The following is an 18385-nucleotide window of genomic DNA, read 5'->3' as shown; positions in this document are numbered from 1 at the left end:
AAACATGATTCCAAAACATTCCATCATTTCAAAAATAACAGAAAGTAAGGTGGTGGCCGTTATCCGCGGCGAGGATTCAGGGGAAGCGGTTCAGCTATCGAAGGCAGCCCTTGAAGGCGGGATCTCCGCAATCGAGCTTACTTATACAACCCCGAATATCGGAGAAGTGTTTCGGGAATTAAGAACGACGGAAGCACTATTGGGTGCAGGCTCTGTCTTGGATGCGGAAACTGCTCGACATGCCATGTTAGCAGGAGCACAGTTCATTGTGAGCCCGTATTTCAATCCGGATGTTGCCGTTTTATGCAACCGGTATGGAATACCCTATCTTCCAGGCTGCATGACGGTCCGGGACATGGTCACAGCCCTTGAGCATGGCTGTGATGTGTTAAAACTGTTTCCGGCCAGTGAATTTCCCCCGTCATTTATCCGCTCTGTCAACGGGCCGGTACCGAATGCACGCATCATGCCGACCGGCGGCATTAATTTAGAAAATATAAATGAGTGGCTGCAAGCGGGAGCGGTGGCCGTCGGGATTGGGAGCGACTTAAACAAAGCTTATCGTAATGGCAGTTACCAGGCGGTAGTCGAACTCTGCAGGCAATATACCGATAGGGTTACGCAGGTCAGCGAAGGCGTACGATGAATATTACATTTAGATGGTATGGCCGCGACAATGACACGGTCACTTTGGAAAACATCAAACAAATTCCCGGCGTCAAAGGGATTGTATGGGCACTTCACCATAAGCCGGTCGGGGAAGTGTGGGAAAAAGAAGAGATAAAGGCAGAAATTGATTATATTACATCCCATGGCTTTCATGCTGATGTGGTGGAAAGTGTCAATGTTCATGAGTCTATCAAGCTAGGCGATAAGGATCGCATGACCTATATCGAGAATTACAAACAAACCATCCGGAATCTATCAGAGTTCGGAGTGAAGGTCATTTGTTATAATTTCATGCCGATTTTCGACTGGACACGGACCGATATGTTTCACCCATTAGAAGATGGATCTACCGCCTTGTTCTATGAAAAAGGAAAAGTAGCTCACCTGGAACCAGAAGAATTGATCCGCACGGTAACGGAAGCTTCAGAATTAACGCTTCCTGGCTGGGAACCAGAAAAACTGGCTCATATCTCCGCCCTGTTTGAGGCTTATAAACAGGTTGACGAAAAGCGGCTGTGGGAAAACCTGGAGATTTTCCTTAAGGAAATCTTGCCAGTAGCCGAAGCTGCTGGTATAAAAATGGCCATCCATCCGGATGATCCACCTTGGTCCATCTTTGGGCTGCCAAGGATCATCACAGGGCCAGACAGTTATGAAAAGCTTATAACCATATCAAATTCACCCTCAAATGGGTTCACCATGTGTACCGGATCCATGGGGGCAAATCCTGCAAATAATATGGTAGAAATCGCAAAGAAATACGCCAATCGCTCTCCATTCTCACATATTCGAAATGTGAAAATCTATGAGAATGGAGATTTCATAGAAACCTCCCATTATACTCAGGATGGATCTATTAATATCCAAGGCGTGGTAGAGGAATTGAATAACCAAAACTATGAAGGCTACGTACGGCCGGATCACGGCCGCCATATTTGGGGAGAAAAGTGCAGGCCGGGATACGGACTCTATGACCGTGCGCTTGGCATTATGTATCTGCTTGGATTATGGGATGCCTATGAAGCTGAAAAGAGAGTTGGTGCGAAATGATACCGATTCATGAGAACCTAAGCGGAAGGGTAGCAGTCATCACAGGCGGAAGCGGGGTTTTATGTTCCCAAATGGCCCGGGAGCTTGCTCGCCACGGGGTAAAGGTAGCCGTTTTAAACAGGACGGCTGAAAAGGGCCAGGAAGTAGTGGATTCCATATCCAAATCTGGCGGTACGGCACTTTCTATCGCTGCGGACGTCCTGGATAGGAACTCGCTGGAAAACGCCAAAAAGGAGATCTTAGACAGGTATGGCCGTGTGGATATCCTGATAAATGGTGCTGGCGGCAACCATCCGGATGCGATTACCGATGCAGAAACGTACGAAGAGCATACCACGGGCACCTCTTTTTTCAAACTGGATGAAACTGGATTCTCCCAGGTTTTTGCGTCAAACTTCACAGGATCCTTCCTGTCGAGCCAGGTATTTGGATCATCGTTATTGAAAGCTCCGGCTCCGGTTATACTGAATATTTCTTCCATGAGTGCCTATGCTCCTATGACCAAGGTTCCCGCATATAGTGCGGCAAAGGCATCCATCAATAACTTTACCATGTGGCTGGCCGTACATTTTGCGGAAGCCGGATTGAGAGTGAATGCCATTGCACCCGGCTTCTTTTTGACCACCCAGAACCGGGACCTGCTGCTGAAGGAAGATGGAAGTTACACCGAAAGATCTGCTAAGATCTTGAACGGAACGCCGATGAAGCGTTTTGGGAAACCCGAAGATTTGCTGGGAACCGTGCTTTGGCTTGCAGACGAAAGTTATTCAGGATTTGTAACGGGGGTAACAGTTCCAGTCGATGGTGGATTTATGGCTTACTCCGGTGTATAAGTTCATCAGGGACGGAATTCTGGAAATCTGAATCCAGTGTAAGACGTTCCTAGTACAAGTTGTAGAAAAATTGTTTTATAATGTCAACGAAAATGCCGGGGTAGATAAATGAAAAAAATGACTATAATAGATGTTGCAAAACGTGCGAATGTCTCAAAGAGTACTGTTTCACAATATTTAAACAAACGCTACGATTATATGAGTGAAAAGACCCTGAAAAGGATTGAAGAAGCGATTAAGGAATTGAATTACCAGCCGAACATCGTCGCCCGCAGCTTAAAACAGAAAGCAACCTTTACCGTAGGAGTGATCGTTGCCAATATCCTTCATTCCTTTTCTACACATATCATCCGTGCTATTGAAAACTTTTTTAACGACCAGGGATTTCATATCATTGTTTGTAATGCGGACGATGAGCCTGGGAAGGAAAAACAATATATCCAAATGCTGAGGGCAAAGCAAGTGGACGGAATCATCATTTTTCCGACCGGAGTCAATCTCGATTTATATCAACATATGATCCAGGATAAGTTTCCAATTGTCTTCATGGACCGGACCATTGAGGATCTTGATATTGCAACGGTGATGCTCGATAACCATTTGGCTGCCAAATTGGCGGTGGATCATTTCATCGAGAAGGGGTATGACAGGATAGCCATCCTGACCACCTCCATCATCCGAAATATCAGTCCTCGTGTGGAAAGGATTGAAGGATATGAAGCTGCACTGGAGTCACATGGAGTTAAGATCAGAAAAGAGTATATCAAGACGGCAGATCAAACGATGTTTTCCAGTGTCCTTGAGGAACTGTTCAGCCTTGATAAACCACCGGCGGCTCTTCTCGCCGGAAATGATATCGTGCTGGATGAAACACTTAAATACATCAGCGATCGAGGTTTGAGAATTCCAGAAGACGTGGCGGTTATCGGGATTGATGATGTTCCGTATGCCAGTTTCTATACACCGCCGATCACAACGGTCTCTCAGCCCGTCCTAGAGATGGCTAAGCAGGCAGTGGACTTATTGCTGGATCAGATGAAAGAGAAAGATCAGAATAACAAGGCAGCAAGCGTCATCAGGATGAGTCCTAGTCTCATTGAGAGAAAATCCTGTTAATCTAGGGGGCTGCACCGAATCAAGCATAGGTTAACACAGTTCTTCTATCGCAGGGTTCTAATAGTAAGAATATCTAAAAATGTAAACGCTTCATGAGTATGGATTAGCATTAAGTATATTGAGGAGGAAATTCAATGTTCTCGAAAGGTAAGCTTGCCGTAATTATTCTCTTGTTCGCAGCTGGAATCATCAACTACCTGGATCGTTCTGCCCTTTCCATAGCGGCACCCTTCATTACAGACGATCTAAAACTTTCACCGACGCAAATGGGGATCATCTTCAGTAGTTTTTCAGTAGGTTATGCGATTTTTAACTTTATCGGAGGAATGGCTTCGGATAAATATGGGGCAAAACTCACGCTCTTTGTCGCGATGATTGTTTGGTCCTTATTCAGCGGTGCGGTTGCACTTGCTATTGGGTTCACGAGTCTTATCATCATCCGTGTCTTATTTGGAATGGGAGAAGGTCCTTTGTCGGCTACTATCAATAAGATGGTCAATAACTGGTTTCCTTCAGATCAGCGCGCATCAGCCCTCGGCTTAACAAATAGCGGAGGACCACTTGGCGGGGCCATTTCAGGACCGATTGTCGGGTTCATTGCCCTTTCTTACAGCTGGAAGGTCTCTTTCCTTCTCATTATGATCATTGGTCTGGTCTGGACAGTAGCTTGGTGGAAATTCGTTAAAGATAAACCTTCAGATGCTCAAGTCACAACAAGGATCAAGAACCAAGTGGCTGCACATGAAAAACGGCCGTTAACCTTCTACTTAAAGCAAAAAACCGTTCTTTTTACAGCTTTGGCCTTCTTTGCCTATAACTATATCTTATTCTTCTTTCTTACTTGGTTTCCGAGTTATTTAGTAGATGCAAGGGGAATGAGTGTGAAAAACATGAGTATCATAACCGTCATTCCATGGATCTTTGGGTTTATCGGCCTTGCGGCAGGTGGATTCGTCTCGGATTACGTGTTCAAGAAATTTGCAAGAAAAGGCATACTATTCTCTCGTAAGGTTGTATTGGTTTCCTGTTTGTTTACATCTGCCGTGTGTATAGGTCTAGCTGGTCTTGTAACAACTACAGTCAGTGCAGTAGTTTTGGTTGCACTTTCTGTGTTCTTCCTATATTTAACAGGTGCGATTTATTGGGCAATCATCCAGGATGTCGTTGATCAGAATAACGTGGGATCTGTTGGCGGATTTATGCACTTCCTGGCAAACACAGCAGGCATTATCGGACCAACCGTAACGGGTTTCATAGTTGATAGATCTGGAACATTCACGGCTGCATTCCTATTGGCAGGCGGATTAGCGGTTGTTGCTTCCCTTGCAGTTATCCGCTTTGTGCAGCCGATCATTATGACGACACATACGAAAAGAGATAAAATAGCGGTTGGTAAATAAGAAGTACGAACAATTAAGATTTTCTCTGGTGCCATATAAAACGCTTGACAAGCTCTGATAAGAGGTCTCTTAAGGGTATTTTCCTTAAGAGACCTTTTTCTCAAACCTTGCATTTTACAGCAGGATCTTCTGATTTAAGGACCGAGTTACAAACGAAGGAGACTTATTTAGTAGGGATAAAACATGAAAACGATCGTTTGCGAGAGTCATGGTAGAGAGAGATAAACCGGCAACAAAACAGGGGGAAGCCCTAGTAAAAATTCACCGAATCGACATACGCGGCAGATATCTATGCCTATCACGGCCTCCAGCCGTTCTTTACTTACCTCAGGGTTCTAGGAATGAATTGCTCAGGCGAAATTGTGGAGTTACATGAAGATTGTGACCTTTCAGTCGGTGATAGGGTAACGATCATACCTTATCTGGAATGTTGCAGCTGTATTGCCTGTATAATTGGAAAACCGAACTGCTGCAGAAACATTAAGGTTTTAGGTGTTCACACAGACGGAGGAATGCAGGAAGACAGTATTCCAGTCAGCCTTATTAAAATCAATCAATTAACGTTCGGTTTTTTATCTATTAATTTACAGGTGAAGGCAGCCAGTATCGTCGGATTTCAAAGAAAATCCGTTTGTTGAAGAACTGGTCAAGAAGGCTGAGAGACCATCATCAAGAATATTTTTGATGATTTTTTATGTTAGTTGAAAACATTGCCCATTTTTGCCTAATTTAATATAGGGTTAAGTAAGTCTTCTGTTTATTTGTCCTGTTTTTAAAGTGTCGTACATATCCTATTTAAAAAAATCTTTAATAATAGTCCATATCATTGGAGGGCAGTGTATGAAGCAGCTTTATATTAAGCAGAAGGTATTCAGTCTTGGAGGCAAATTTACGGTGAAGGATCATGAAGAGAAGGATGTTTATTATGTGGAGGGCAGTTTTATGCAGATTCCAAAGACCTTCTCCATCATGAATACAACTGGAGAGCAAGTTGCGCTTATTACGAAAAAGGTATTCAGCTTTTTGCCGAAGTTTTTTGTTGAGGTGAATGGCCAGGAAGTGTTAACGATCAAGAAAGAGCTCTCTTTCTTTAAAGCGCGTTACTCGATCGACACAGCAGGCATTGAAGTGCGCGGTGACTGGTGGGGAATGGATTTTGAAGTCCTGCAGAACGGGGAAACGGCAGGCAGAGTGAGCAAGGAGTGGTTCACATGGGGAGACAGCTATAAGGTCCAGGTCCTCAAGGAAGAGATGGAGACCATTCTTATTGCACTGGTCGTGGCCATCGATTGTGTGAAAGCTGATGAGTCAGCCGCTTCTTCGGGGGCTGTGACTTAAAGGTTAGATAGTTTTGCCTAGTATAAGCGGGAGAATCCTGTATGGATTTCCTGCTTTTTTGATGGAGTCAAATGTATATAGGATTAGCTTCCATAAAGATAAAGTATTTGAAGTTTCAAACGATTGAATTGACAATTCTGGGACATCAATTACAATTTAATTGTGATAGCATACAGCTAGGATTCTTCTTAGATTACACTTCAATTTTGAAAACGATTACAAAAGGGAGTGTCAGGATATGAAAAAGCGGATCAATCCAGAATTGCTGGCAAACTTAGAAATGTTTCAGGACTTTGATTTACGTCCGGAGTTATTGCAGGCCATGAGAGAGGGAGCGGCTCAAATAAGGCAGCCAGCGGCTTTAGATGAGTCCCTTTCCATAACAGATGAAGTAATCACAGGACCTGATGGGAATGGATTGCCTCTGCGGATTTATCGTAATAGATTCAGTACAGAAACACAGCCTGTTCTGCTGTGGATTCATGGAGGCGGGTATATCCTGGGATCCATAGATGATAATGATGACCTGTGCATGGCTTTTGTTAAAGGAGCAGACTGTGTGGTCGTCTCTGTAGACTACCGCTTAGCACCTGAACATCCTTATCCAGCACCGCTCGAGGATTGTTATTCAGCCTTAACATGGATTGCCGATCATTCAGACTCTTTGAACATTGACCCAAACCGGATTGGTGTGGCAGGTGCGAGTGCAGGCGGCGGATTAACAGCGGCATTGACTCTGCTGGCACGCGACCGCCAATATCCCTCCATATGTTTTCAAATGCCGCTTTATCCTATGATCGATGATCGAAATAACACTCCGTCTGCCAATGAAATTACAGAGGGACTTGTCTGGAATCAGAAGACAAATGAAGCAGGCTGGAGAATGTATTTAGGAGATTTATATGGAACAGATGATATTCCTTCCTATGCAGCCCCGGCCCGTGCAGAGGATTACAGCGATTTACCATACACCTACACCTGTGTCGGTCAATTAGATCCCTTCCGCAGTGAAACCCTGACTTATATATCACGGCTGGCAGAAGCAGGTGTCGACGTCGAATTTCACTTATACCCTGGAGCCTATCACGGGTTTGAGGGATTAAATCCGGATGCCGAGATTTCTGTCCGCGCGGTGACCGAGTATATACAGGCCGTTAAGAAAGGTTTTGAAAGAGCTGTGAAGGTAGAGGTTTAATCTTTAGTAGACGAACCCCTCACAAATAACATTTGTGAGGGGTTTTTCAATCTCAAAATATGCCCGGAAACCGGCTTTTAGTACCTGTGTTGCATCATTATCATGGGACTTTCTGAGAAAAACCTATCCGTTTTGCCAGTAAATGCAGGTTTACGTTGAACTAAAAAAATATTATCAGACTTGTTCCCAATTCGCATAACAAACAACTTTTTGGTGTAAGTATCCAAAAGAAAACAATTTGAATCAGTTTTTTACAATTCGTCTCTGTCCATCATAGCAAGAAGAGGGCTTTTGGAATAGACCATTTCTCCTTTAGCCTTTTCACTGATCGAATCCGCAGAGATCTGCAAATCACGTATTGCTTGCTTCTCGTTTACCGTTGTAAGGATGCGGTTTTTCATGATGAATTTCCCGTCTATTATAACGGAGTCAACTTCACTGCCATTCGCTGAATAAACCAGGTTTGGTACGATATTTCGAATAGGAGAAGTGATGATCGGGCTCATACTGGGTGCCTCTAAATTTATGATTAACATATCAGCTTTTTTTCCTGTTACTAAAGAACCTACTTGATGATCTAATCCAAGGGCCTTTGCGGATTCTATGGTAGCTAACCGGAGGGCTTTGGCTGCTGGGAATGTTGCCGGATTTCTGGTTTTAACCTTATTGAGAATCGAGACAAATTTCATTTCATTAAACATGTTGTTGCAATTATTCCCCGGAGCCTGATCAGAGCCTAACGCAGCAGTTCCCTTCGCTTCTAAAAATTCCAGAATTGGAGGTATAATTCCATCGATAATGCCGATGCTGCCTGAGCAATTGATCATAGATGCCCCCCGCTTAGCAACTAACTCAGTTTCTTCCCTGGTAGCTTCTGTTAAATGGACAGCCAACAATCTTTCGTTGATGTATCCGATTTCTTCCAGAAAAGGAATTGAACGCTTCCCGTAGCGCTTTTCCATTTGATAAATTTCACGATCGCCCTGCGCCACATGCATGTGTAATTTTGTATCGTATTTTTCAGCCAGGTTTTTTATCTCTTTCAGCAATTCCAAACTCATCATATCCGGCCCATGAGGTCCTAATAGACATGTGATCCGTCCATTTTCTGACTCGTGCCATTTGTTTAAAAGCTCTAGATTATTTTGGAGCTTTTTTTCTCCAATGGATGAATAGAAAGGATAAAGTTCACCTACAGGCACATCTCCCATATCATCGGGTATTTCATTTACTAATTCAGCGACACGCGCCCTTGCACCTATTTTGGCGTAATTCGTAACGAGATCGTTCATATTTGTATCATAATCACAAAAGGTTGTGGTGCCTGCTTTAATGCCTTCAATGATGTTGACCATCGAGCCCGCTTTACTATCCTTTGGTGTAACAAACTTCATAAACGGCCATAGGCCTTCCTGCATCCAGTTTGTCATATCCTGGGCTACACCCCTTAGGACCGCGAATCCGGTATGAATGTGCGCATCTATCAGTCCTGGCATGACTAGCTTATTTTTTGCATCCAATAACTCATCGGCAGAAAACTGTGACAAAACCTCGCTTGATGTTCCTACAGCAGCTATTTTGCTGCCTTTTATAGCAATAGCACCATCTTCAATCATCCCAACACCAGGTCCGTCCATTGTCATTACATAGGCATTCGCAATAATTAAATCGACCTTCAATGTTTTTGCTCCCCTCATCATGAAATGGTTCTTTTTTACCCTCATTTACAATAGGAAAGGCGGGAACGCATTTCCCGCCTGCCTGATTAACTAGTGACAGGGGGCTCTTTTCAAAAAGGCTGTCATACAATGGACAGCACCCCAGCCATTCATAATTTCATCAATCTCAATCTCGATGACTTCAACATCATGGGATTCTAATAATTGTTTTGTTTCTGGATTGTTGGAAGGCATCACTACTTTACCCGGCTCTAAAGCGACGAAATTCATGCTCATTCCAAGCTTTAATTCTTGGATATCGGTTAATTCGATAAGTTCGATGCCCAAATCGATTAATTGTTTGGCACAATCATAGGTTACATGCCATGGGAATATTACTAGTTTCTTAGTGTCCACCATATTCATATAACCATCCAAATGAATGGACCCATAAGGAATCTGTGTGCGGACGATATTTTTAACCCCAATATTTCGCAATTCAGCTTCTACCTGCTGTGCACCTGACTCGTTTGTTCTGCTTCCTGTACCAATCACAACCGTTTCGCGATTGATCCACATTGCACTGGCACCTTCAAAATATCCGTTCCCATTGATTGTCTTTATAATCGGTACTCCAAGGGAAGCAAGGGTTCTCGCTACAGCCTTCTCTTCACCCCGCCTCGAGGGGATTGCAGGCCTGCAGACAATTGCTCCCTCAGGTGTCATAAACATGAGATCTCTCATAAACATCGCATTTGGACGGTCTGTGCGCTGTCCGTCTATATAGTAAACTTTTACTCCATGTCCACGGTAAATTTCAGCAAGTACATCTTGCTGTGCTCTCGCCCTCTCAGGGTTAATAGGAGCACGAAACCGAAATTCTGAAAAATTTTCTGCCGTAATTCCTTCAATTTCTTTTCCGGGCCGATGCATTAATACTGCCTGAAGCTTACCAACCTCTGAATCACAATACCAATCTCCCCATAAATGATTCATTTCATCAGAAAAGGTAGTTTCTGCGGGAAACCAGCGTTCTCCCTGAACTATAACCTGATTAATAGTTTTGCTCATAATCTGCACTCCTTAATGGTTGAGTACTTTAGATAAGAAGTCCTGTGCTCGAGCTGATTCAGGATTGCTAAAAAATTTTTCTGGCGGAGCAACTTCTACTATTTTACCATCAGCCATAAAGACAATTTGTTCACACATTTCCCTCGCAAAGCCCATTTCGTGTGTTACAACCATCATTGTCATTCCTGTTTTGGCCAATTTCCGGATTGCATCTAACACTTCTTTGATCATTTCAGGATCGAGGGCTGAGGTTGGCTCATCAAATAACATTACTTTAGGATCCATAGCAAGTGCACGCGCTATGGCGACCCGCTGCTGCTGGCCTCCTGAAAGCTTTGAGGGGTAGGAATCAAATTTATCTCCCAGTCCTAATGAGGCGAGTAATTCTTTCCCTCGTTCTATTGCTGTTGCTTTTTTGACTTTTTTGACCTGGATCGGTGCTATCGTTACATTTTCCAGTGCTGTTAGAAAAGGATATAAGTTAAAGGATTGAAAAACGAACCCAATATCTGTACGCACTTTGTTAATATCCGTTTTCTTACTATGGATTGACATACCGTCTACCATGATTTCACCACTATCAATCTCTTCCAGAGCATTGATAGTGCGAATCAGTGTGCTTTTTCCTGCCCCACTGGGGCCGATAACCGCGTAAACGCTGGATTTCGGCACTACTAAGTTAATATTTTGGAGGACCTTAGTCTCGCCAAAACTTTTATTCACATCTGTTATTCTTATCAATTTTTGTACACCTCTTTTAATTCACACAAATTAAGTATAATCGACATTATGTGCAAAAGATTTATAGCTTCATACTACGAGTCAAGTTATTCGCGAAGCTTATATTTACGTTCAAAAATACGAATAATTTGTGATAGAGTAAAAGTGATAATAAAGTATAGAATTGCAACAGCCGTCCATACTTCTAAAGAACGGAAGGAGGTTGCCACAATATTCTTGGCGACGAGAGTTAAATCAACAACCGATATAACAGATACTAGTGAAGAATCTTTAATTAAAATAATAAATTGAGAAGCGAGTGGGGGAAGCATTTTCCGGAACGCCTGAGGAAGGATGATTAACCGCATTGCTTGTGTGTAGGACATTCCTGACGAGCGTGCTGATTCCATTTGTCCTTTTGGAACTGATTCGATACCAGCTCTTACAATTTCAGCTACAAATGCACCTGAAAAAGCGGCTAAACCAAGTACAGCTGACCAATAAGACCCTAGCTGCATGAACCTGCCAAGAACAAAAAATATCCAGAATAACAGAACCAGCAAAGGCACACCACGTATAAATTCTATGTAAGCTGTAGACAGAAAAGAGACTAATTTATTCTTTGAAATCCTGCAAAGTCCAAGAAATATTCCAAATGGAATACTAATTATTAATGCAAGTGCTGAGATTTGAAGTGTCAGCAATACCCCATTAAGCAGAAGATGCATATTTTGAGGAATTACACTCCAGTCTGCTTGATACATTGATAGATTCCTCCAATTACATGTCTATTATTTTTTTGTCTCTACCTTATCAATCCAATCAGCTTTTTTGAACCAATTCTCACGGGATTTGAGTTCTGCCGGACTTTCAATATAAGATGCTAAAAATGAGTTAATCCATTGAATGGAGCGTAAATCATCTTTGCGTACAGCAATACCTAAATTTTCGGAGGAAATCAAATCATAAACTCCTCTTACACTATTAGGATTCATAAGTTCATATGTATGGACACCAGGCTCGTCATAAATGATTCCATCGGCCTGCCCCTGGATCATTGCCATTGAAGCAGAAGGGAAATCTTCAAAATCTTGGACTTTGGCATTTTTAAAAAGTTGTTTGGCCAACAGAGCACCTGTGGTTCCTAGAGAAACGGCAATTTTTTTGCCAGGTTTATCAAGGTCTTCCCACCTTTTTGTGGTACTATCCTTTTTAGGCAGCATTAATACTTGCCCCGTTTTAAAGTAAGAATTTGCAAAGCTTACAGATAATGCACGATCTCCTCTAATTGTCATCCCAGCAATAACCATATCGATGTCACCTGTTTGCAGAGCAGGAATTAAACCATCAAAACCGAACTGCTTAAATTCCACTTTCACATTTAGAGCTTTCCCGATAGCGTTAGCCGTATCAATATCATAACCAATAAATTGCCCCTTTTTGTCCTTCATTTCAAACGGAAAATATCCAGGGGCCGTGCCTATTACCAGCTTCTTTTTATCTTTAACACTGTCTATTGTTGAAGGGCTGCCGGCGGAGTCGTCACTCACATTTTTTGTACAGCCAGCTGCAATTAATGTAAAAAGCAATACCATTACAAATACAAGTCTTTTTTTCATCGTTCGAGCTCCTTTTCTATTATATTAATTTTATCCCTTGAAAGCTGACATGCAGCGCCTTGCACGTACCCCTACCGAACTCAAATAGCTTCATTAAATGAACTTCTGCAAACCGCGAAATAAGCCTTGTATATTGAAGCGGGGCGCTATGTGTTCTGACATGTAGATCCAATGCCTGATAGTCCTCTGAAGCTGGCCCTAAAAAACCAACGTGCTGCCGATCTTTATCATCTAGTTCATATTTTCACCTTCCTTATAAAATATTTGGAAATAACTATTTTCTGTGTGAGATGACAAAAGTGAGTTAAGATAATTATTATGGAATATTCAAATAAAAACAAGTTAATTTATCCAATTTTCCGACAATTAAAACTATTTTGAGAAAACCTTTTGAATAAATGCTCAATTTCTCAGTTTTGCAATTGCAAGTCAAAGGGCCGGAATAATAAAAATGGAAGAAATGCATGGTTTGAGACACGACATAACTTTTTTGGTGAAGGCATCCTTTAGGCCGTTTCCTTCTTCAGACATCCCTATATAAGGTCTACAGCGGCACGAAAATATTGAGATTATATTGGGGATGGAGGGGGAAGAACTTACCCTCATTAACTTGAAAAACGCTTCAGGAGGAGCCAATGTTTCTTTTGAAAATGGTAAGATTAAAGCAACCATGGACGGGGATTCGGACGGCAAATTTCCACTTGAAGATTTAGCAATAAACACATTTAGTCACTTGTCTGATGAATTATTATTCTATGAGGGATGGGTAGCACTAACTGTTACTTTCACGAACGTGGGTACCATGAGCCGTAATGAATAATATGTCGATGGGGAAAACCTTTAAAACCATCACCATCATTCAATCCATTGTAGGATTTGTAGGATTGGTGATGGCGCTCTTACTGAATTTGCTGTCTCATTTCTAAGCTGTAATGGAGAATTAAATATATACGTAAAAAAGGAATGAGGCTAACCGCTCATTCCTTTTTTGGTATTTTAGCCATTAAAGACTCTACTTAATGATCGAATAAACACAAGTATCAGTCAGCCTGCTGCCGTCCGCAGACAGATCTTCATTTCTTAAGATACCTTCCAATTCAAAACCAAGCTTCTCTGGGATGGAGCGGCTTTTCAGGTTTGTCGATTCACACCTTATTTCAATCCTTCTGAAATTGAAGTGATTGAATCCAAAGTGAACGAGCTCTTTTACCGCCTCTGACATATATCCCTTACCGCTGAACCTTGTATTGATCCAGTATCCGATTTCACATTTTGGAATGTCCCAGTCAATCCCTTGAAGACCGGTTGTCCCAATAAATTCTTTCGTATCTTTATGAAAAAGAAGAAAACGAAAGCTTTCCCGTTTTAAAAAGTTTACATGAGCATTTCTCAGGTTAATCTCTGTTTCTTCAACAGCAGGAATCTCCTGTGCAAAAGGCAGCCAAGGCTGCAGCTCCTGAAAGGAATCTCTGATGGCCTGGTTTACAAAAGTTCCGTCACCAGCTGGGAGGGGGGCGCGGAGAATGAGTCTCTCTGTTTCTAACTGTAAAGGAACATCAAATAATATAGGATCCATAATTATTACCTCGTTGTTTTTTAATGAATAATAGAACTCTCTAATGTTATTTCGGCATAAGAAGGAAAAACCCTTTAAATTCTTGAAGGAAAACTCGGAGAGGATAGTATTCTTTGGCTTATTAAGATAGCATATATAAACAATATTTTTCATTGTTGTTTTACAAATGGCATCTTTATTTCTCCCAAAAGGGTCAGTTGGTTGAATAAAGAGGAAATTGAAGCCACCGGGAAGAAATCTATAGCAGACATACGGAATAAAACCTAGGAACATAGGAGGAAGGACGATATGAAAATCCATAGAATCGATCATGTGGGTGTAATCGTAAATGATCTCTCAGCGGCTAAAAAGTTTTTTCTTGATCTTGGACTTACATTGCTAGGGGAAGCAGAAGTGAAAGGAGAGTGGGCAGAACGGATCCTTGGGCTTAATGACGTTAGAGAGACGGTTGTATGGTTAGGAACGCCGGACGGCCATGCAAAATTGGAGCTGGTCAAATTCCGTACTCCATCAGCTGAAAAAAGTATTCAGCAATCTTCTGCGAACACCTTGGGTATCCAGCATATTGCATTTGCTGTTGAAAATATTGAAGCTATTGCTGCTAAATTGAGAAAGGGAGGCGCAGAGCTTTTTGGTGAGATACAAAACTATGAAAACACTTATAAATTATGCTACGTCCGTGGTCCGGAAGGGATTATTTTAGAGTTGGCAGAGGAAATCAAATAAATCAATCTCATACTTGGTATTCAAACTGATTATTAAGGAAAAAACACCTTTTCTGCTTTAACAACAATCATATTGTCGGTATCCATTTAAAAGGTGCTGCAGAGCCAAGAAACGGGTGTGTTTAACAGGGAGAAATTACTCTTTGTGTAATCCAGTAGTCCAGTGGGTCAATTAGGTAAGTAAGAGAATCTTTTTGTGATCAACCGCAGCTTCCAAAGATTAATAGATGCAAAACATGCATCCACCAGTTTCAGGTGAGTCTCCTAAAGGGATCCAGTATTAAGTACATAGCCCTAATCCTCCACCAATTGATTGAATCTTTTGTATCATTCAAAAACATAAGTTCTATGGGATACTATAGTTAGTTTTTCCTTTATATGTATATTATTAACTATTAGGAGGTTAGGGATTGGAAAACCGGGTTATTTTAAAAGGTTTAAGGCTGATGCTGCTTACAGTATTAGTTCTGACAGGTGCTATTGCTGGTAATCTAGGGAATGTTTTTGCTGCATCCGCCACACCAGCCACTGTATTGCCTGATGGCACTGGAAAGAAGGTGCTGTTTGATAATACACACGGCCAGACTGCAGGCGCAGCAGACTGGGTGATAGATGGAGCGTTTTCCGATTTTGCGAATGGCTTAAAAAGCGCCGGATTCAGTGTGGAGGAACTATCACGGCAGATTCCTTATACATTCGGCGAGCAGGCCGTCTCGTATGAAAAGTTAAAAGGTTATGATGTGTTTATTATCGGGGAAGCAAACATTCCCTATAAAAAGTCTGAACAAGAAGCTATGGAACAATACGTCCGCGAAGGCGGGAGCATTTTCTTTATCGCCGACCATTATAATGCAGACCGCAACAAGAATCGATGGGATGCTTCGGAAGTGATGAACGGGTACCGCCGCGGTGCATTTGCGAACCCGGCAAAAGGAATGACAACAGAAGAAGCAGGTTCTCCTGCCATGCAGGGGGTTGAAAGCTCAGACTGGCTGGGCAGTAAATTCGGCATTCGTTTCCGCTATAATGCAATCGGAGATGTAACCGCTACGGATATTGCGGCACCTTCCCAATCCTTTGGAATCACTGAAGGTGTGAATTCAGTTGCCATGCATGCAGGATCAACACTTGCCATTGTGGATCCTTCGAAAGCAAAAGGAATAGTGTATCTGCCAAAAACGACTGCAAGATGGAGCAGCGCAGTAGATAAGGGTGTATACAACGGCGGGGGCCGTGAAGAAGGTCCTTATGCGGCGATTTCAAAATTAGGAAATGGTAAAGCTGCATTCATCGGCGACTCTTCTGCGGTAGAAGATGCCTCACCAAAATATCTCCGGGAAGAGAATGGTTCCAAAAAAACAACCTATGATGGCTATAAAGAGCAGGACGATGGCAAATTCCTCGTACAAACCGTTAAATGGCTGGCGGATAAAGAAAGCTATACCAGCTTTGACCAGGTTCCCGGGATGCAGCTTGATCAGCCGACAAAGCTGATATTGGATCCAGCTCAAAAGGAAAATGAAGACCCGGCAACATCAGTGGAACCACAAGCTGAACCTTGGGCAGCTCCTGCAGCAGGCTATAAATGGTATGATCCGAAAACCTTCAGACCTGGTTCTTACGGGGCCGTCGGCGGAACACAGCCTCCGCCTGCAGGACAACCCTCGTATAAATTGGTTCATCAAAATGTCCTGCCTAACAGCCAGCAATTCCAGGTACGTGTAGAGGTGGATGGAATCGCTGCCGGCAGTACAGTATCCAACTTAAATCTTGGTGTGTACCTGACTGGCGGAACACAGGTCGCCAAAGTCCAGAATGCGGATGGAACCTGGCCTTCAGTCTATGGCTATAGCAGCAATTTTTCCATGACTGCGGACGCAAAAGGCCATGCGTCTAAAACACTCACCGTTCAAATAAAGCCAGGTACATCTGGAACGGCGAACATGAGAATCAGACAGGGCAGTAGTACGAATATCCAAACCGAATCAGTTACGATTGGTGATGTTCCGGCAGAGCCGCTTCCGGATGAAAGTGCCGCGCCAGAAGTGATTTCCATTCAGGATGCCAGAAAGATGACAGACGGAACACTCGTAACGGTTGAAGGTACCATTACCTCAAATCCGGGTGTCTTTGGAGGGCAGGGATTTTATCTTCAGCAAGGGTCATCCGGCATATATGTATATCAAAATACGGATGGATTTGAAGCGGGCGATTTTATCCGTATAACTGCTGTAAAAAAGACATTTAACACAGAAGTGGAATTGACGGATGTGGTAAATGCAGAGAAAATCGGATCAGAAGAAATTCCTCCGCCTTTGGTTCAAAGTTCGGTTAACGAAGAAAACCAGGGTACTCTCATTAAGCTTGAAAATGTACAAATTAAGAACCTCTCTGAAGCGGGCACTGCTGGAACGTTTGAATTCGATGCTGTCAATGAGCAGGGTACGACAAGGGTCAGGGTCGACAGCCGCACAGGTATTTCTTTCGCTGAATGGAGTAAAACGTTCCAGGAAGGAAGCGTCGTGAATATCACGGGAATCGCTTCGGTTTTTAAAGGGGTATATCAGCTCAAGCCTCTGAGTATGGATCACTTTGAACAATCCGATCACACAGCACCGATTACCACTGCAGTCGCCGATGGAAATACTGGTGAAAAATATAATAAGGTAGACGTTACTGTCAGCTTTAGTTCAGATGATGGCAATGGAGCAGGGATCGACAAAACTGAATACCGCCTGAATGATGGGGAATGGGTGACAGTCACTGGACCTGTTGTCATAACAGAAGAAGGAAAAAATGTGATCGATTATCGCAGTATCGATAAGGCCGGTAATGCAGAAGAAGCTAAGTCTCTTCAGATATGGATCGATAAAACAGCTCCGGTCATCCGTATGAATGGAAATCTTACATTCTATCAAACCGATTCTAAAATAGATGCCAGCATTACGGCTGATGACAATCTGAGTGGTCTCGAAAGTGTGGAGTATATCCTTGATGGTAAAGCGATTTCTTCATTAGACGAAATCAAACCGCTGGCTTTATCTCTGGGCGAACACACTTTTACCGTCACAGCAAAAGATCAGGCAGGCAACATGGCCTCGAAAGATTTCAAACTCTCAAACTTAATGGATATAGACCATCTTGATGAACTCATTGCCTTAGGCGAAAAAAATCATGCCTTCACTAAGAAAGGAATCGTAAACAGCCTTGATGCTCATGTAAAAGCCGTACAAAAGAACAGAACAGCCAGAGAGCTATTTTCATTACTTGGTTATACCCAGGCACAAAAAGGGAAAGGAATCACCCAAGAGTTTGCTGAAGTGATGGAAGAGAGTATCAAGTATTTAATCGATCTTGAATTAAATTAATAGAGAGGAGTGACGGTTTCTTCCGTCACTCTTTTTTCATTCAGTAA

At 42.6% G+C, this 18385-nt stretch carries 17 protein-coding genes; 11 read left to right on the top strand and 6 right to left on the bottom strand.

Annotated elements, in window-relative coordinates:
- Positions 1-4 precede the first annotated feature (4 nt).
- The 8 genes from H539_RS0100825 to H539_RS0100785 all read left to right on the top strand — a co-directional run bounded on the left by H539_RS0100825 (position 5) and on the right by H539_RS0100785 (position 7601).
- Positions 5-646, top strand: coding sequence for a bifunctional 2-keto-4-hydroxyglutarate aldolase/2-keto-3-deoxy-6-phosphogluconate aldolase (locus tag H539_RS0100825; protein ID WP_026691935.1), 642 nt, complete (start codon positions 5-7; stop codon positions 644-646).
- Complete coding sequence (uxuA, locus tag H539_RS0100820; RefSeq protein ID WP_026691934.1) at positions 643-1719, top strand: mannonate dehydratase; 1077 nt, start codon at positions 643-645, stop codon at positions 1717-1719. The genes H539_RS0100825 and uxuA overlap by 4 nt, the downstream gene beginning before the upstream one ends.
- Entirely contained in the window at positions 1716-2552 is an 837-nt protein-coding gene (locus H539_RS0100815; RefSeq protein ID WP_026691933.1) for an SDR family oxidoreductase, read from the top strand. Before uxuA ends, H539_RS0100815 begins: the two co-directional genes overlap by 4 nt.
- 108 nt (positions 2553-2660) lie before the next feature.
- Positions 2661-3668 carry a LacI family DNA-binding transcriptional regulator gene (locus H539_RS0100810; RefSeq protein WP_026691932.1) on the top strand — a complete coding sequence of 336 codons (1008 nt, stop codon included), beginning with the start codon at positions 2661-2663 and terminating at the stop codon, positions 3666-3668.
- A 134-nt stretch (positions 3669-3802) separates the two neighbouring features.
- Complete coding sequence (locus tag H539_RS0100805; RefSeq protein WP_026691931.1) at positions 3803-5068, top strand: MFS transporter; 1266 nt, start codon at positions 3803-3805, stop codon at positions 5066-5068.
- A 287-nt stretch (positions 5069-5355) separates the two neighbouring features.
- Entirely contained in the window at positions 5356-5706 is a 351-nt protein-coding gene (locus H539_RS29950) for an alcohol dehydrogenase catalytic domain-containing protein (protein WP_081415739.1), read from the top strand.
- Positions 5707-5908: 202 nt separating this feature from the next.
- Positions 5909-6406, top strand: a complete 498-nt coding sequence (locus H539_RS0100795; RefSeq protein ID WP_026691929.1) for an LURP-one-related/scramblase family protein — start codon at positions 5909-5911, stop codon at positions 6404-6406.
- Between the two features lie 238 nt (positions 6407-6644).
- Positions 6645-7601 carry an alpha/beta hydrolase gene (locus H539_RS0100785; RefSeq protein WP_026691928.1) on the top strand — a complete coding sequence of 319 codons (957 nt, stop codon included), beginning with the start codon at positions 6645-6647 and terminating at the stop codon, positions 7599-7601.
- 251 nt (positions 7602-7852) lie between these two features.
- On the opposite strand, the gene H539_RS0100780 is transcribed toward H539_RS0100785, so the two are convergent.
- The 5 genes from H539_RS0100780 to H539_RS0100760 form a co-directional block, all read right to left on the bottom strand.
- Positions 7853-9280, bottom strand: a complete 1428-nt coding sequence (locus H539_RS0100780) for an amidohydrolase family protein (RefSeq protein ID WP_035321766.1) — start codon at positions 9278-9280, stop codon at positions 7853-7855.
- A gap of 90 nt (positions 9281-9370) precedes the next feature.
- Positions 9371-10330 (bottom strand): dimethylarginine dimethylaminohydrolase family protein, encoded by a 960-nt coding sequence (locus tag H539_RS0100775; protein WP_245602106.1) that lies wholly within the window; start codon positions 10328-10330, stop codon positions 9371-9373.
- Positions 10331-10342: 12 nt separating this feature from the next.
- Entirely contained in the window at positions 10343-11071 is a 729-nt protein-coding gene (locus tag H539_RS0100770) for an amino acid ABC transporter ATP-binding protein (protein WP_051348384.1), read from the bottom strand.
- Between the two features lie 86 nt (positions 11072-11157).
- On the bottom strand, positions 11158-11814 hold the full coding sequence (locus H539_RS0100765; RefSeq protein ID WP_026691924.1) for an amino acid ABC transporter permease: 657 nt from the start codon (positions 11812-11814) through the stop codon (positions 11158-11160).
- Positions 11815-11841: 27 nt separating this feature from the next.
- Complete coding sequence (locus H539_RS0100760) at positions 11842-12669, bottom strand: transporter substrate-binding domain-containing protein (protein ID WP_026691923.1); 828 nt, start codon at positions 12667-12669, stop codon at positions 11842-11844.
- Between the two features lie 580 nt (positions 12670-13249).
- Here H539_RS0100760 and H539_RS0100755 point away from each other — a divergent pair.
- Positions 13250-13489 (top strand): hypothetical protein, encoded by a 240-nt coding sequence (locus H539_RS0100755; RefSeq protein ID WP_026691922.1) that lies wholly within the window; start codon positions 13250-13252, stop codon positions 13487-13489.
- Positions 13490-13681: 192 nt separating this feature from the next.
- On the opposite strand, the gene H539_RS0100750 is transcribed toward H539_RS0100755, so the two are convergent.
- A complete protein-coding gene (locus H539_RS0100750; RefSeq protein WP_026691921.1) occupies positions 13682-14245 on the bottom strand; it encodes a GNAT family N-acetyltransferase in 564 nt (187 codons plus the stop codon).
- 288 nt (positions 14246-14533) lie between these two features.
- On the opposite strand from H539_RS0100750, the gene H539_RS0100745 reads away from it, so the two are divergent.
- Positions 14534-14971, top strand: coding sequence for a VOC family protein (locus H539_RS0100745; RefSeq protein WP_026691920.1), 438 nt, complete (start codon positions 14534-14536; stop codon positions 14969-14971).
- A 409-nt stretch (positions 14972-15380) separates the two neighbouring features.
- Positions 15381-18338 carry an OmpL47-type beta-barrel domain-containing protein gene (locus H539_RS27440; RefSeq protein WP_051348383.1) on the top strand — a complete coding sequence of 986 codons (2958 nt, stop codon included), beginning with the start codon at positions 15381-15383 and terminating at the stop codon, positions 18336-18338.
- The last annotated feature ends 47 nt before the right edge of the window (positions 18339-18385 follow it).

It is taken from the genome of Peribacillus kribbensis DSM 17871 (assembly GCF_000430765.1).
Lineage (GTDB): Bacteria > Bacillota > Bacilli > Bacillales > DSM-1321 > Paraperibacillus > Paraperibacillus kribbensis.
The sequence above is the reverse complement of the archived record's forward strand: the minus strand, read 5'-3'. Positions and strand labels throughout refer to the sequence as shown.